At 68.0% G+C, this 14,027-nt stretch carries 14 protein-coding genes; 3 read left to right on the top strand and 11 right to left on the bottom strand.

From position 1 onward, the window contains the following. Nucleotides 1-14: 14 nt before the first annotated feature. From ABZS97_RS22795 to ABZS97_RS22835, 9 genes are all read right to left on the bottom strand, one after another. The gene (locus tag ABZS97_RS22795; protein WP_356140140.1) at nucleotides 15-320 is read right to left on the bottom strand and encodes a hypothetical protein; all 306 of its coding nucleotides are present in this window, start codon (nucleotides 318-320) and stop codon (nucleotides 15-17) included. Nucleotides 321-554: 234 nt separating this feature from the next. After that, a complete protein-coding gene (locus ABZS97_RS22800; RefSeq protein ID WP_356140141.1) occupies nucleotides 555-2,660 on the bottom strand; it encodes a hypothetical protein in 2,106 nt (701 codons plus the stop codon). A 1-nt stretch (nucleotide 2,661) separates the two neighbouring features. Next, nucleotides 2,662-4,263 carry a hypothetical protein gene (locus ABZS97_RS22805; protein WP_356140142.1) on the bottom strand — a complete coding sequence of 534 codons (1,602 nt, stop codon included), beginning with the start codon at nucleotides 4,261-4,263 and terminating at the stop codon, nucleotides 2,662-2,664. 84 nt (nucleotides 4,264-4,347) lie between these two features. After that, the gene (locus ABZS97_RS22810) at nucleotides 4,348-4,671 is read right to left on the bottom strand and encodes a hypothetical protein (protein ID WP_356140143.1); all 324 of its coding nucleotides are present in this window, start codon (nucleotides 4,669-4,671) and stop codon (nucleotides 4,348-4,350) included. A 23-nt stretch (nucleotides 4,672-4,694) separates the two neighbouring features. Next, nucleotides 4,695-5,078 (bottom strand): RRQRL motif-containing zinc-binding protein, encoded by a 384-nt coding sequence (locus ABZS97_RS22815; protein ID WP_356140144.1) that lies wholly within the window; start codon nucleotides 5,076-5,078, stop codon nucleotides 4,695-4,697. Beyond that, a complete protein-coding gene (locus ABZS97_RS22820) occupies nucleotides 5,078-6,085 on the bottom strand; it encodes a DUF2637 domain-containing protein (protein WP_356140145.1) in 1,008 nt (335 codons plus the stop codon). Before ABZS97_RS22820 ends, ABZS97_RS22815 begins: the two co-directional genes overlap by 1 nt. Beyond that, the gene (locus ABZS97_RS22825; RefSeq protein WP_356140146.1) at nucleotides 6,082-6,369 is read right to left on the bottom strand and encodes a DUF6303 family protein; all 288 of its coding nucleotides are present in this window, start codon (nucleotides 6,367-6,369) and stop codon (nucleotides 6,082-6,084) included. Before ABZS97_RS22825 ends, ABZS97_RS22820 begins: the two co-directional genes overlap by 4 nt. After that, on the bottom strand, nucleotides 6,369-6,626 hold the full coding sequence (locus tag ABZS97_RS22830) for a DUF6284 family protein (protein ID WP_356140147.1): 258 nt from the start codon (nucleotides 6,624-6,626) through the stop codon (nucleotides 6,369-6,371). The genes ABZS97_RS22825 and ABZS97_RS22830 overlap by 1 nt, the downstream gene beginning before the upstream one ends. Nucleotides 6,627-6,820: 194 nt before the next feature. Beyond that, nucleotides 6,821-7,012 (bottom strand): hypothetical protein, encoded by a 192-nt coding sequence (locus ABZS97_RS22835; RefSeq protein WP_356140148.1) that lies wholly within the window; start codon nucleotides 7,010-7,012, stop codon nucleotides 6,821-6,823. A gap of 815 nt (nucleotides 7,013-7,827) precedes the next feature. Between ABZS97_RS22835 and ABZS97_RS22840 the strand changes: the two genes are divergently transcribed. Continuing rightward, nucleotides 7,828-8,835 (top strand): XRE family transcriptional regulator, encoded by a 1,008-nt coding sequence (locus ABZS97_RS22840; protein WP_356140149.1) that lies wholly within the window; start codon nucleotides 7,828-7,830, stop codon nucleotides 8,833-8,835. Here ABZS97_RS22840 and ABZS97_RS22845 read toward each other — a convergent pair. After that, nucleotides 8,819-9,607: an NUDIX domain-containing protein gene (locus ABZS97_RS22845; RefSeq protein WP_356140154.1), complete on the bottom strand. Its 789-nt coding sequence runs from the start codon at nucleotides 9,605-9,607 to the stop codon at nucleotides 8,819-8,821. The two genes, ABZS97_RS22840 and ABZS97_RS22845, sit on opposite strands and share 17 nt — an antisense overlap. Before the next feature lie 85 nt (nucleotides 9,608-9,692). Beyond that, entirely contained in the window at nucleotides 9,693-10,877 is a 1,185-nt protein-coding gene (locus ABZS97_RS22850; RefSeq protein WP_356140150.1) for a hypothetical protein, read from the bottom strand. A 286-nt stretch (nucleotides 10,878-11,163) separates the two neighbouring features. Here ABZS97_RS22850 and ABZS97_RS22855 point away from each other — a divergent pair, with 286 nt between their 5' ends. Then, nucleotides 11,164-12,054 carry a hypothetical protein gene (locus tag ABZS97_RS22855; RefSeq protein ID WP_356140151.1) on the top strand — a complete coding sequence of 297 codons (891 nt, stop codon included), beginning with the start codon at nucleotides 11,164-11,166 and terminating at the stop codon, nucleotides 12,052-12,054. A 917-nt stretch (nucleotides 12,055-12,971) separates the two neighbouring features. Continuing rightward, nucleotides 12,972-13,985 (top strand): lytic polysaccharide monooxygenase, encoded by a 1,014-nt coding sequence (locus tag ABZS97_RS22860; RefSeq protein ID WP_356140152.1) that lies wholly within the window; start codon nucleotides 12,972-12,974, stop codon nucleotides 13,983-13,985. The last annotated feature ends 42 nt before the right edge of the window (nucleotides 13,986-14,027 follow it).

Genomic DNA, 14,027 nt, shown 5'->3' on the forward strand with positions numbered 1-14,027 from the left:
GCTGTCCTCTCGGTTCAGTTCTTGCCGCGGGTGAGCTTGAGGGTGATGCCGCCGGCGCCGATGGGTCCGGCGGCGCCGCCGATGACGGTTGCGGTGTGCGCGGCGACGTCCATCAGCCAGCACAGGGCGGCGACGACACCCCAGGTGCCGAGGGCGGCGGCCCCGGCGATCGCGAACGGGATGAGCAGCCGCTGCCAGGGGAACGGGGGCGGGGTGTCGTTGACGACGAACACGACCGGCTGACCGGTCGCCTGCGCGCGGTGGAAGACGTCGGCGGGGATGTGCGGGGCCATCTGGCCGGGCGGGGTGTGCTGGCTCATTTCAGGCTCCCTCGGGGTAAGCCGCGGGCCCGCGCCAACTGGTGGCGCGGGCCCGTGCGGTGGATGGGTGTGCTTGTCGCGTTGCTTGTCGTCTCTCTTGTCGTGCCGCTTGTCGCCTTGCTTGTCTTGTCGCTTGTCTTGTCGCTTGTCGCCTCCCAGGTCACAAGCCGTATCCGGGCCCCACAGGCCCGTCAGACGACATGCGGTGGAGCGGGGACGACAAGCGACAAGCGATCAGCCCTCGGTTGTGTGGGAGCGGTGGACGTAGCGGGCTTTAGTGCCATCCCCGACGCGGACAGCGATGCCGTCATGTGCCCACGTTTTCAGCCAGCCCACGACCGTCTGACGGGTAGTCCCGAACGCCTCTTCAAGCGCGCGGGCGATCGCGGATGCTCCGGTCCCTTCGGGTCCGGCGGCGAGCAGTGCGGCGAGCGCGGCCTGTTGCGCGGGGCTGTCCTGCTCATCCCGCAGCGCCGACAGATTCAGGCCCGTCGGCCGGTCCGGCCCGGCGTCCTGCTCGGTGGTGTGGGGTTCGAGTGCGGTGCCGAACTGCGCGTCGATCTCCTCACGGAAGCGGCGCGCCAACGCATCCTCCGGAGACTCCGCCTGCTCGCTCAGCGCGGACAGGCGCAGCGCCGACGCCGGCCCGTACGGCTCGGCGTCGGTGCTGTCGTCGTAGGCGACCCGCTCGCGCATCCATGCGGTGCGCTCGGCATCCCAGCGCCGGGCGTAGGCAGGACCGGCAGCCTTCACGGACACCGCATCCAGCATCGGGTGCCGGTCGGAGGTGGCGGCGGTGATCTCCCGAATCTGGTTCGGCAGGATCCGCCAGGTCTTGAACAGCGCGGCCGGTGACTCGGGAGTGCCCATGAACCCGGCGCCCTTGTGCGGGGCCTGGTCCACGCGCAGACCACGGGAGCCGGGGAACATCTTCGACAGGTCCATGCCCTCGGTCTCACCACCGGTGAGGGCGACGCGCACCTTTGCCTCGCGCCGGATCATCAGGTTGCTCAGCACGCTGCCGGTCGCCCCGAGCGCGGTGAGCACGGTGCGTACGCCCATGGCGCGGGCGATGCGGATCACTTCCAGGATCTTGTCCCCGAGCTTACGGACCTGGCGGTCGGTGCTGGCCAGGATCTCCGCGCCCTCGTCGATGACGAGCATGATCTGAGGAATCTTCGCGCTGATCGGCAGCAGGTCGGTGTTCGCCTTGGAAAGGAGGTCCTGATACCCCATCTTGCGCTGCTTGGCCACGCACACGGCCGCATCGAGCATGGTCAGGGCTTCGTCGTAGGTCCCGGCGAGCCAGTCCACTCCGGGCCGGACAGGCTTGCCGTCCTCCCGCACGAGTTCACCGTTCAGCGCGGGCAGCACCCACGGCAGGCCAGCCGATCCTGCGTTCAGGTCGATCACCCACGTGAGCATGTCCTCGGCGCGGGCGAACCCGGCGAGGATCGCGTGCACCATGTTCGTCTTGCCCGAGCCCGTCGGACCCACGATCAGCGCGCACTGCTCGCGCAGGTACGCGAGGATCTGCTCCGCGTTGGTCCGGTATCCCCAGGGGATGCCGGTGTGGATCGACAGGGTGCCGTAGTCGGCGGGGTAAGTGCGCTCCTCTTCGAGGACGTTGACGGTGGTCACGTCGATGATGACCCGGCCCTGGTGGATGCCGGGGGAGGCGGTGGCGGTGCAGCCGTGCGGCAGCCGGGCGTCCGCGGACAGCCGCGGGGCCTCACCCGCGATCTTGTTCCAGGTGGCGCCGCCGGGCGGGAGTTCCGCGTCGATGGAGAACCCGGCGCCGGTCGCCCACATCTCCACCCCCACCACCCGCACGGTGATGGAGCACACCCGCTGGATGCGGTCCACCCACTCCGCGGCGATCGCGCGGCGTTCCGCGGACAGTTCCGCGGCGATCTGCCGCTGCTCCGCGGCAATGGCCTCCTCCTCGCGGGCCTCCTCGAACAGCGCGGTGGAGCGGGCGGCGGCGCCGATGCCGACGCCGAGGGTGGCCAGGGATCCGAGGGCGGCCCAGGTGAGGGGGCCGTTCGTCATGGCCCAGGTGGTCCAGCCGGCGCCGACGAGCCAGGACGCGGCGCGGGTGGCGAGGGTGCGGCCGGCGTTGCGCACCCGCAGGCCGACGACAGTGTGGCCGAGGGCGCCGGCGGCGCCGACGGCCAAAGCCCAGCCGGGAGGCATGGCGGTGGCGGCGCCGGTGGTGGCGACGGCGAAGGCTCCGGTGGTCGCGGACAGGGCGCCGGTCACGGGTCCGTGACCGGCCGCCCAGTCCAGCACCGGACCACTGCTGACGTTCTGCTTCTTTGCGGTGGCGGTGCTGCTCATCTCAGACGTTCCAGCCCTTCTCAGCCTCGCTGCCGTTGCGGGGGTCCTCGTGGCGGGCGATGTCCTGCTCGTGGACCTGCCGGAACATCGGTCCCATGTCCTCCGCGACCGCGACGGCGCTCATCAGGGCGCCGAAGATGTCGTTGAAGCCGTCCGCGACCTCCTTCTCCAGCGGGAACTCGGAGTCGGAGCGCTCCGCGAGAAGCTTCATCACGTCAGCCACGAACGTCAGCGCGGCGGGCAGGCCCTCGACCATGGACAGGATCTCCATGCAGCCGTCCGGCTCGTAGGTGTTGGCCGCGGCGCACATGTCCATGGCGTGGTTCTCGAAGTTGAATCCGGAGTCGATCGACACGTTCTCTCCTTCATTGGCGGGGGTGTTCGTGCTGGTGGGGACCGTGGCCGCGGGGCGTTCGACGCCGTCCGCGATGCCCTCCGTGCCGTCCTTCTGGGCCTCCGCGTCGGCGGCGGCTTCCTGCTCGCGCAGGGTTTTGCGGGCGTTCTCGTCCCGCTCTGCGCGCTGCTCGCCGGCCGTCTGCACGATCCGCCGGAACAGGCGGCGGCCGGGGTGGATGAGCTGTGGGATGCCGAACTTGCGGCCGATCCAGGTGGTCAGGCACCCGATCAGCCCGACCGGCAAAGCGAGGAGCGAGGCCAGCAGGCGGCGGCCCTGGAAGCGGGCCGCGGACCGGCGCAGTGCCTGACGTGCTGCCTTGCGGGCGGGGGCCTTGCGCACCCGAGCACGCTGCGCCGCGATCGCGCCGCCGTTCTTGGCGTCGCGCCGGTTGCGGTTCCTGGCGATCGCCGCATCCCGCATGGCCCGCGCCTTGCGGGTAGTGCCGCCCATGAGGCGGCCGGCCAGGCCTGCGCGCTTGCCCGACCGGGCGTTGCCCGCGCTGGCCTTGGCGTTGCGGCGGGCATCGGCGACCGCACGCCGCGCGTTGGTGGTCTGCGCTCGCTGCCCGGCCCGAGAGCCTGGCCCGGTCTTCTGCGTACGCAGCGCCTTGACCTGCCCAGCCCGGCCCGCAGCCTTCCCCGCCCCGGCGGCCGTTGCGGGCTTGGACGGGCCGTGACCGGTCTTGCGGAGGGTCTTCCCGCCGGCCGCAGTGCTGGCGTGGCGGGCCGCCGGACCAGCGCCGGCAGTGCGGCGATGCTGGCCGGGCATCTTGCCCGACCGGCCACCGGAGCCACCGGCACGCGAGCCGGCCGAACGACTCCCCCGAGTGCCGCCGCGGGTACCCGCACCGGTGCTCCGCAGACCAGCGGAGCGGGCGGCGGTGCGGCCAGCAGTGCGGGCCGCGGCCCGGCGAACCTCCCGGCGCGAGTCGGGCGTGCGGGATCGGACAGCGGCGACCGTGCCGAGCACCACCATCCCGGTGGCGGCGACAACCGCGGCGATCGGCCCGCCGGTCAGGGCGGCGGCGGCGACCGCACCGACCGTGCTGTTCGCCCCGGACAGGGCCAGGGGGACGATGGGCCAGCCGCCGGGCGTGTGCTCCACCTCCTTCACCTCCTGCGCCTTGGCGGGCGGGGTGTCGGGAGGCGGGGGCGGTGTGGTCGGGGCAGCCTCGACGGCTACCGGTTCCGTGCTGAGTTCCGTCATGCTGAGTGCACTCCTTCAGGGGAGTCGAAGGGCCCGGCCGGATCTGTGGAAGGTGAGGGCCGGGCCCGGTTACGAGGCGGGGGTTCAGGCGTCGTGGCGGGGGTGGGCGGCGGCGATCTCCTGCCAGCGGCGGTTTTCCGCAGCGTCGACGTGCTGCACCCGCGCCTGGAACGTGCAGCGCGGGGCAGTGCAGCGGTGCGTGGTCGTCGTCAGTGCCTGCTCGATGCGGCCGAACAGCCACAGCGCCGACGACACGGCGCTCAGGGCGCACGCGGTGAGCAGCAGCCACGGCACGCCGTAGGAGGCCAGCCGCACCCCGATCGATGCGCCGACCGCGAGCGCGGCGGCGACGATGAGCAACGACACGATGCGGCGGCGCAACGTTCGCGGGAAGTTCAGGGCGTTCATGTGGAACCTCCAGGTCAAAGGGGTCAGGCGGTGCACTGTTCCTCGGCGGCCACGCACAGGCCGCAGATGCCGTGCGAGGGCGGGATGCAGTAGCCGACATCGATCCGGCAGCGGGGGCAGGTGCGGCGGGCCAGCATCGCCAGCGCGAGCGCACCCCACTTACGCGACGTCATCGGCCGCACCGGCAGGGCCAGGTCCTCGCGATAGAGGTAGGCGACGCGGACGTTGCCGCGCCGACGGTTGACCCGCATGAGCTGCGCGGCGATCGGCTGACCGCCCGGACGCAGCCCGTGGGCGCGCAGTTGGCGGCGAGTGGCATAGCCGTCCGGGGCCAGCCGCCACGGGTAGGTGGGCACGCCGTAGCGGGCCCCGGAAGGGTCGAAGCACTTGCCCCAGGCCGCGGACATCAGACCAGCACCCCGTCAGCCGCGACGGCCGGGTGGCCTGCGTCGCGCAGTTCCTGGTAGCGGCTGGAGACCCAGCCCACCGACCAGCCGCACAGCTCGGCGGCGGCCCGCACGGACAGTCCCGCCTCGAACGCGGCCAGCACGGTGGAGCGGGCCCGGTCCTCGGGAACCTTCTCCACAGCGGGGCCGGCGGCCAGCAGCGCGGCGCGTTCACGCTCGGCCCGCGCTACGCGCTCGGCCCGTTCACGGCGTTCACGCTCCACACGCTCAAGCTGCTCGCGCTCGCGGTGCTCGGCCTCCGCGTGTTCACGGCGTTCACGCGCTTGCTTCTGCTGTTCACGCTCGCGCTCAGCGTGTTCACGCTCGTCCCGCGCGGCCTGCTCGCGGGCTGCGGTGCGCTCGCGTTCCTCGCGGCGGGCCCGTTCCTCGCGTTCGGCCTGCTCGCGGATCAGGAGGGCTTCGTGTTCACGCTGTTCACGCGCCAACAGTGCGGCGTGCTCGCGCTCCTCACGGGCCAGCCGAACGGCCGTCTCGCGGCGCTCGGCCTCCGCCTGCTCGCGGGCTTCTCGCTGCGCCTGCTGCCGCTCTTCCAGCTCGCTGACGGCGGCGGCGATGGCGCGCCGGTAGGCGAGCCCGGTTTCCGCGGTGACGATCAAAAGCAGCGGTGCGACCGCGTGCACGGCCACGCCCACCAGGTCCTTTTGCAGGGCGGAGTCGGCGACGTTCAGGGCCAGGGTCATGCAGCCGGTCATCCAGCGCAGGACGATCGGCCACCGCCCGCCATGGCCCCCGAGGCGGGCCAGGACCGCATCGAGCCGGACCACGATGACCACCGCGGCATCGACCACCAGCGGCAGAATCGGCGCCGTCCACGCCCACTCAGCCGGGGTGTGCTCCGCGGCGAGCGGGGTGACGGTGAGGATCGAGTAGAGCATCGCGCCCGCCACGATCAACCACGTGCCCACCGACAACGCGCGCTCCGCTGAACGGATCTGAACGGCGTTCACGCGTCCACCCCCGCCCATGAACGCACCGTCAGGCTGGCGAACAGACAGATCGGAGAGGCGGGGTCGTCGGGGGTCTCGCTGTACTCCATCCACTCCCACACAGCGCCCGGCACCGGCTCGAAGCCGAGCACGCTGAGCGCGTCCACGCGCTCCGTGAACGTCGGCACCGACGCGGCCCGGTCGAAGCCGTGCTCCGGCCACTGCTCCGTCGTGTTCAGCAGCACCACGTACAGGCGCCACCGCCCCCTGTACACGGACATCTGCGCCGTGAACTCCCCCGCCATCAGGCCACCTCACCCGAGCCGAGGGCGTTGGCCAGGACCGTGCGGGCGGCCAGTACCTTGTGGCCGGCGCGGCGGATGCGCCGCTGGTCCAGCTCGTTGGGGGTGCGGTCCAGTAGGGTGATGCGGACGTCCAGCAACTCGACTTCCGCCCTGATGAGCGGCATCTCGGCGTCGATGGCGTCCAGCTCCGCGGCCGTCGGCTCCAGCCAATCGGCGAACGCGGTAACAGCTTCCTGAACAGTCACGATGTGGCTCATGGGTCGTGGTCCTCTCGAAAGGTGAACGGCCCGAAAGCGGCTCTCGGGAGGCACCCCGGGAGCCGCGCGCCGTAGAAGGAGAAAGCCGCTGAAGCGGCCGGCGGTCGCCGATGGCAACCGGAGCGCCCCGGCCGGGAGTCGAACCCGGCCTTCGACCATCGGGGCGGAATGAACGAGCGGGACGGCGGGACTGGTCAGAGCCTCTGCAGCTCACCCGCGGCGCACAGGACCGGACCGGTCAGCACACCGATGCGGCCGACGGTCCACCTACCGCCTGTCAGCGGACCGGGCGGCACCTCGTCGACGATCCGGCCGGTCTTGCCGGCCGCACTCGGATTGTCCGCACAGGAGATGATCCGCACCTTGTCACCAGCCTGGAACGACACAACGAACTCCCTTCTGCGAGCCGGACGCTGCCGACTCGCCACCCCGAAACGGGGCCGGTAGACCCGGCTCCCCTCAACCCCGCCCGTACGGGACCGCTCCGTGGAACGCCCGGACGGACGGAGGAGGCAACCGGCGCGGCGCTATCCGCCGCGATTCGGTGAAAGGCGACCGGTTGGCCGCGGCACTCTGCGGTGCTCGCGGACCGGGGATGGAGCGGCGCCGCCGTGCCGGTCGATCACGGCCGCGCCCATCGCTTTCGTCGACTCACTGACACTCCTTCAGAACGCTGAACAGGGGATACACACTGCAAGGGGGACCAAGTCCCCACTCTCCGGCCGTTGCTCGCGGTCACCGGGCCACCTCGCCAGACCGGGCCGAAGCCCTGATTGATCCCCTGGCCTTTAGCGGACTTGCAGCGTCCTCCGCCCTCTGCTTTGCACACCGCGAATCGGAGGCGACTCCGTTATCTGGTGCGCACCAGAAGGTAAGCATCTGGTGCGCACCAGAGTCAAGGCGTTCGCTAAGTCGAGCGGCGTTTGCCCTCCGCGGTGCATCTCTAGAAGACCGCCCCAGGTGGGGGAGCCGGTAGCCAACAGGACTTAACTCCCGTCCTGTTAACCCCTGTTGACCTGCGGCGATGTGAGGCATGCTGGGAAGGTCAGTTGGTGGACCTATCGCCGGGCGGTGACCTGTGGGCACAGGACTTCGGAGTGCGCGGACGGCGCGAGGCTGGTCTCAGGAAAGACTGGTCCGCGAGATCGAGCAGTACGCCCGACGGCACGTCACCGACGTCGCGTCGACTGCGAGTTTGCGGGTGTACGTGTCTGAGTGGGAGAACGGCAAGCGCACCCTCTCGGACCGCTACGCGGCGATTCTGCGGCAGCTCCTCGGCGTCACGGACACGGAGCTGAGGGGTAGCCCGCTCGCGGTCGCGCCGTCCATGGCCGACGGGTACGACGACTTGCTTAGCCGGATCGATTCAGCGAGCAGCGTCAGCGAATCCATGGTGAAGACGTTCAACGATCAGACCGAGCTATTGCGCACCATGGACCGTCAGATGGGTGCGTCCGGTCTCGTGGACCAGATGACGGGACATCTCGCCGCTCTTGAAGACGCGCTGAACTTCGCGGTACTCCCCGCCGCGCGTCGACCCGTGGCGCTTGCTCTCGCGGGGGCGTCGACTCTTGCCGCGTGGCAGGCAATCGACACGGGGGCGGTCGAACGTGCCTGGCGGCACTACGAATTGGCGAAGCGGGCAGCGCGCGACGCTGAGGCGCCCATGTACCTCGCCCACGCGATGGCAGAGCAGGCGTACGTACTCTGCGAGGCTGGCCGGCCGTCTCTCGGCGTCGACCTGGTCCGTGATGCCCAACGCACCCTTGGCCAGGCCGGATCGCCCCGCCTCCGGGCATGGCTGTACGCCGCTGAGGCGGAGTTGTGCGCCCACGCCGACATGCCTGACGACTGCAAGCGAGCGTTGGACGCGGCTGTGGCGAGCATCCCGCCGGGTCCTGAGGACCGCGACCCGGACATGCTGAGCATCTTCCTCAACAGCGCTCACCTAGCCCGATGGCGCGGCAACGTCCTTGCCCTGCTTGGAGACAACGACGCGGTGACCAGCCTGTACGACGCCTTGGACGTGGTGGACCCATCCTTCGTCCGAGCGAAGGCCGGACTTCACGCTGACCTCGTACAGGCTCACGTGGCGCGAGCCGAGTACGACGACGCGAACACCCATCTCAGGCAGGCACGGTTGCTGGCAAGCCGCACCGGATCGGTGCGGCAGCGCCGTCGTGTCGACCTGCTCAGCGCGCGGTTGTAAGTCCCTGCTTGCCGCGGCTCGCCAGGATGTGGAGCAGGGCAACGAGGGTGCCGGAGCCCATCAGCTCACCGCGCGCCATCAACCCCGGAATGTCGGCCAGTGGTACCCACTCGATGTGCCCCGCCTCTTCCAGGTCTGTCGGCGAACCAACCTGTTCGGCGCCGTGGCCCACGAAGATCTCGTGAGGTGAGTCGACCATGCCAACCATGGGCTGATAGGTGACGACGTGTTCCACGGACTTCGGTCGCCAGCCGGTCTCTTCCACGACCTCCCGAAGCGCCGTGTCCGCGGGGTCTTCCCCTTCGTCCACGATGCCTCCTGGCAGTTCCCAACCGAACTGCTGCGGGACGAAGCGGTACCGCCACATCATCAGTACGCGGTCCTGATCGTCCAGAACCGCGGTGATGGCGACATGGTGGAGCTTCACCACGTGATGCTCGAAGCGCTCCACTCCGGGCGGTTCCACGTCCCAAAGCTGAAGCTTGACCCAGCGGTTGTCATAGACGTCGCGCTCGCCATGGATGCGCCACGGCTCCAGGCCCTCAGGTGTCTTGACGCTCACCGCGCCGGGCACCCGGTAGGAACTCCGGCCGCGAACCTCCAGGGCGCCTTCCGATACAAGTCGGGCAAGCACTTGTCGCAGCGCGGTCCGACCGATGTCGAGTTCCTCCGCGAGCGTGCGCTCGGACGGCATCTTGTCGCCGGGGGCGTACTCGCCTGCCGCGAGCCGTGCACGGATCGTCTCGTAGACCTTCGCCGTCTTCGGTCCCATTCGCAGGGCACTCTCCATCCTGAGGTGGTGCGTACCAGCGTAGCGGGCAAAGGTCACGTTGCCTGCGGTCACAGTCGAACGTGTGTCACGGGCTCAACGTTCTCGACGGAGGCAAATTCGCACTCTGTGCAGGCGTGGTACCTGATTGAGGCGCACTCACAGGCTGCTGCGGATCCTGGGGTTGGCTCACTCCCTGACGCATGGAATCCATCAATTCTCGGGGGGTTCCGACCTTTTTACTTCCCCAGAGAGCGGCAGGGCCCATTAGGAAGATTAGGGCCGCAGGCACGACAGCGCCTGTAGGAACGCCTAACGAGATCATTACTCCGGCAGCCACGGCAGCCGCGGTGGCACCCCAGAGCACGATACGACCATCGCTTTTCCTTGTTTCTTCCTCAAGTTCAGCCGCAGACGGAGGACAGTAGGCAGGGAGCTCACTTTCATCCAACAGGCCCAGTAGACGCCCCTCCGAAAGACGTTCAAGAAGTTTCATAAGCATGACCATCAAACGAGGAAGGGCATTCTTACCCTCTTTTAGCACTCTTCCTGCGCACTCATCCAGCGCCGCCTTAACACGCACAGTATGTTCAAATAGTTCACTCTGCCGAGCAGATCCACCTTTGCGTAGCTCGCTCTCACCGAACCGCGTAAGAGCTCTTCCGGCGGCGTGAACTCTCCGGTCAATCCCTAAAGGAGAAGTCTCCCCCTCCAGCGCATACAGACACATGGCGACACATTTACAGTACTCATAAAAAGCTCTCTGGTGGCCCACCCCCGACATGAGAGACCTGACCCTCTTAACCTCAAGGGGCCACCACGCGACCGCAAATACGTAGAGCGCAATTGCGGAATAGAAGGGGTTCCTGTCACCCAGCTTCTGGAATTCCGACTCGTACGCCTCTCGAACAAAAGGTGCAGCCATGAGAGTCGAGACGACGAAGGCCGCGATAGGAAGCAGAAATGCACTGTACGCACCAAAGAGCGCGATGCCTCTCGATGCCCTGAATCCGTTGAAAGCCATAGCATTCAACTTTTTTCCGGGAATCGAGAAGCGGACCCCGAAAGTGCGACAACTGAGCCTGAGGTCAGGAATCAGGAATTGCTTTCTGTAATCCTGGCGAACAAGGACCGCAAAGGACATGGCAACCCGTGTCGACATCATGGAATAGCCCGTAACGAGCATAAAATTCACAAATCTCGTGAGCAGGAAGGCGGCGAACGCAGCTACGGCGCAGGCCGCAGCAAATTGAATCCAGTTCAGAACTGTCACGAAGAGCAGAGTACTTACAGAAGGCTCTCCTTGTAACCCAAATGGTGAATTCTCTAGCCCCTCCCGCAGAGACGTTGCGAACCTGACAGGGCTGGCTGCCCATCGACCGAAGCGGAGCCTTGCTCTGGCTTGATGTGGGCATCGACTACCTCGCGGCGTGGAGCATGGGAACCAACATCACCAAGGAAGTCGGAACATCTGACGTAGCCGCGTCTCCTGTTGGCCAGAGGCTGGCGCCAGCGCGATGATGGGTGATGAACGGTGAGTGCCGGCACAGGGAGGCTCAATGACTCTCGCGATCACGTTGGTTACCCCGAACGGCGTCTGGGGAAGCACAGACCACCGGCTGACGACGTACCCGGGCGGAAGGCTGGTGACGGACAGCAGCGTCAAGCACGTTGTGATCAGGTGTCACGATGGCTCCGCGCTTCTTTCATACACAGGACTTGGCCGTGTTGGCCGTCTTGACGTTTCTGAGTGGATGCGCGGGGTACTTCGTGGACAATCTCGCACCCTGGACGAAACACTCATCGATCTCAGCCAGCAGGCGACCGCCTGCTTTGGCGCGGAGGCAAAGGCGCTCGGCGTTTTCCACGTATTCCTCGCCGGAGCCTTTTTGGGTGGGGAGCCATGGGCAGTCGAGATAAAGAATCTACGCCAACCATCCGCTTTTTGGACAGGCGGCATACATGCCCAGTTTGAGACAGCCGCAATTCGTGTACGAGATTCTGTCGTGATGGGGGCTGGCAGCGGCTGGGATGCTGTGTCTACCAAAGATCGCGAGCTACTCAATAAGGTCAGCAATCGTAAGCCACGAAATCCTGAGGACTTTATGCGCTTGCTGGGTGATGTAAACCAACGCGCAGCTGACCGGATTAAATCGAGACCTCGCTCCGTAAGCCGATCATGTACCGTCGTATTCATGCCCCCGGAAGGGGACGGCATCCAGCGCGGATGGTATGGGCCCGATGAGGAACGACACCTTGCACCAGTCGATCTCTCCCACATGCTGTTCGGCATCGATCTAGGAGAAGTCTCACGGACAATTCTCAAAGATTTTCAGGACATCCGAGAGGGTCGAATATCGGATGAAGAGTTCGGCAGGCGCGTCGAGAAGGCCGGGAAAAAATCTGTCGAGCCGAAAGGACGCCATAGTGGTGACGTAACCCCCACATGACCGCCCGGTTTAGGTGCGGGCGATCCGTCGTGACTCCACGTTCCAGCCTCTGTGGAGCGCTTTCCCGCTTCCGTCTAGGGGGTGCGCCTGGCCACGGGTTCTGTGGCGCTCACTGCCCCACAAGCCGCGTGAGGCGAGCACAGAGCTCCGCAACGACCGGTCGGAACGATGCTTTCCGGAGAATGCGCGGCGACGTTTATCAGGGTGGCACCCCCGGTCAGCGCTCCACCGCGGGTCACGGCTTTGATCACCCGAACAAAACCGCTTGGCCGCAAGCTCGGGTGGCCGCGAGCCCAAGACCCGACGTTCTGTCCTGGTGTCCCTAACCGGGCGGGCCCCGGGGCCCTGTTGACGCCGCTCTTCCCCGTGGGCAGCCTGTCGTGCAGGGTCCGTTCAGTTCAGGGGGGAGGGGCGGCGTGGAGTTCTGGTTCGTCTGCGGACTGTGCGATGCGGACTGCTCTGTCTACTGCGAGCGCACTGGTTTCTGGAACAACCGCTTTGAGGACCCGGGGACGTTCTGGTGCTGGAACTGCGGCGAGGAGAACACGACCCCGCCAGGCCCGTGGACACCGTGGGAGGACTGACAGCGCGTGTCGGCGTCGGCTCCGACAGGAGAGCAGCCACCCCGTTCTTCTGCGTCTCTCGACCGACCCGCCGGGAGCCATACGGGGAGCCAACAGAGGCGTCCGACGGTGGACAAACGCGAACTGCCACGGACAGTAGCGCCGCTCCCCCACTGGTGAGGCACGACTCTTCAACCACGCTGCCTGAGCCCTCAGTTAGCCCTGCCTTAACGGCGCCATAAGGATCTCCATCACCCGCCTCCAGCAGGCGATTTCACGGATTCTTGGGGCTAGCTTGCTGATCGCCCCCACAGGGTCCGCCCCACGCATCGAGGCCGTTTCGAGGAGTTCCCCATGCCCGTACGCCGCCAGGTCGCCGCTGTCGCCGCTGTCGGCATCGCCCCGCTCGCCCTGACCGCACTCGCCGCCGCGCCCGCGGCGGCACACGGCTCGATGGGCGACCCGGTCAGCCGGGTCGCCCAGTGTTATGCGGAGGGTCCGGAGAGCCCCGGGTCCGCCGCCTGCAAGGCGGCGGTCGCGGCGGGTGGCGCCCAGGCGCTCTACGACTGGAACGGCATCCGGATCGGCGACGCGAACGGCCGGCATCAGGAGCTGATCCCGGACGGCAAGCTGTGCAGCGCCGGCAACGACGAGTTCAAAGGGCTCGACCTGGCGCGCGCCGACTGGCCCGCGACGGGCGTGAGCAGTGGCTCGTACACCTTCAAGTACCGCGTGACCGCCCCGCACAAGGGGACCTTCAAGGTCTACCTCACCAAGGCCGGCTACGACCCGTCGCAGGAGCTCGCCTGGGCCGACCTGGACCTGGACCATCCGGTCGCGACGGTCACCGATCCGGTCGCGTCGGGCGGCTTCTACACCTTCTCCGGCACGCTCCCCGAGCGTGCCGGCAAGCAGCTGCTGTACGCCATCTGGCAGCGCTCGGACAGCCCGGAGGCGTTCTACTCCTGCTCCGACGTCAACTTCGGCGGGAGCGGTGGAGGCAGCAACGGCGGCGGTACGGCGACCGGTTCCACCCCCGCCCCGCCCACCGCCTCCGCGTCCTCCGCGCCTGCACCCACCGCCTCCGCGCCCTCCGACGAGCAGATCGAGGCCGGTGCCGACAAGTCGACCGTCGAGCACCACGGGCACGGCGACTCCGACGCCAGTACGTCGGCGAAGCCCAGCGGGAAGCCCGGCGCGGCCAACCGGCCCGACGCCGCGGGCGCCTCGGAGAACCTCGCCGAGACCGGCGGCGACGGCAGCACACCGTACGTCGCGATCGGCGGGGCGGCCGCCCTGGCGGTCGGTGCCGCGGCGTTGTTCGCCTCGGTCCGGCGCCGCGCGACGAGCGGCCGCCGCGGCCGTTAGGACGGGGCAGCACAGGAGGGGCTGTCCGGCGGCTCAGGCCGG

This window comes from Streptomyces sp. NPDC005485, from assembly GCF_040606085.1.
Taxonomy (GTDB): Bacteria; Actinomycetota; Actinomycetes; order Streptomycetales; family Streptomycetaceae; genus Streptomyces.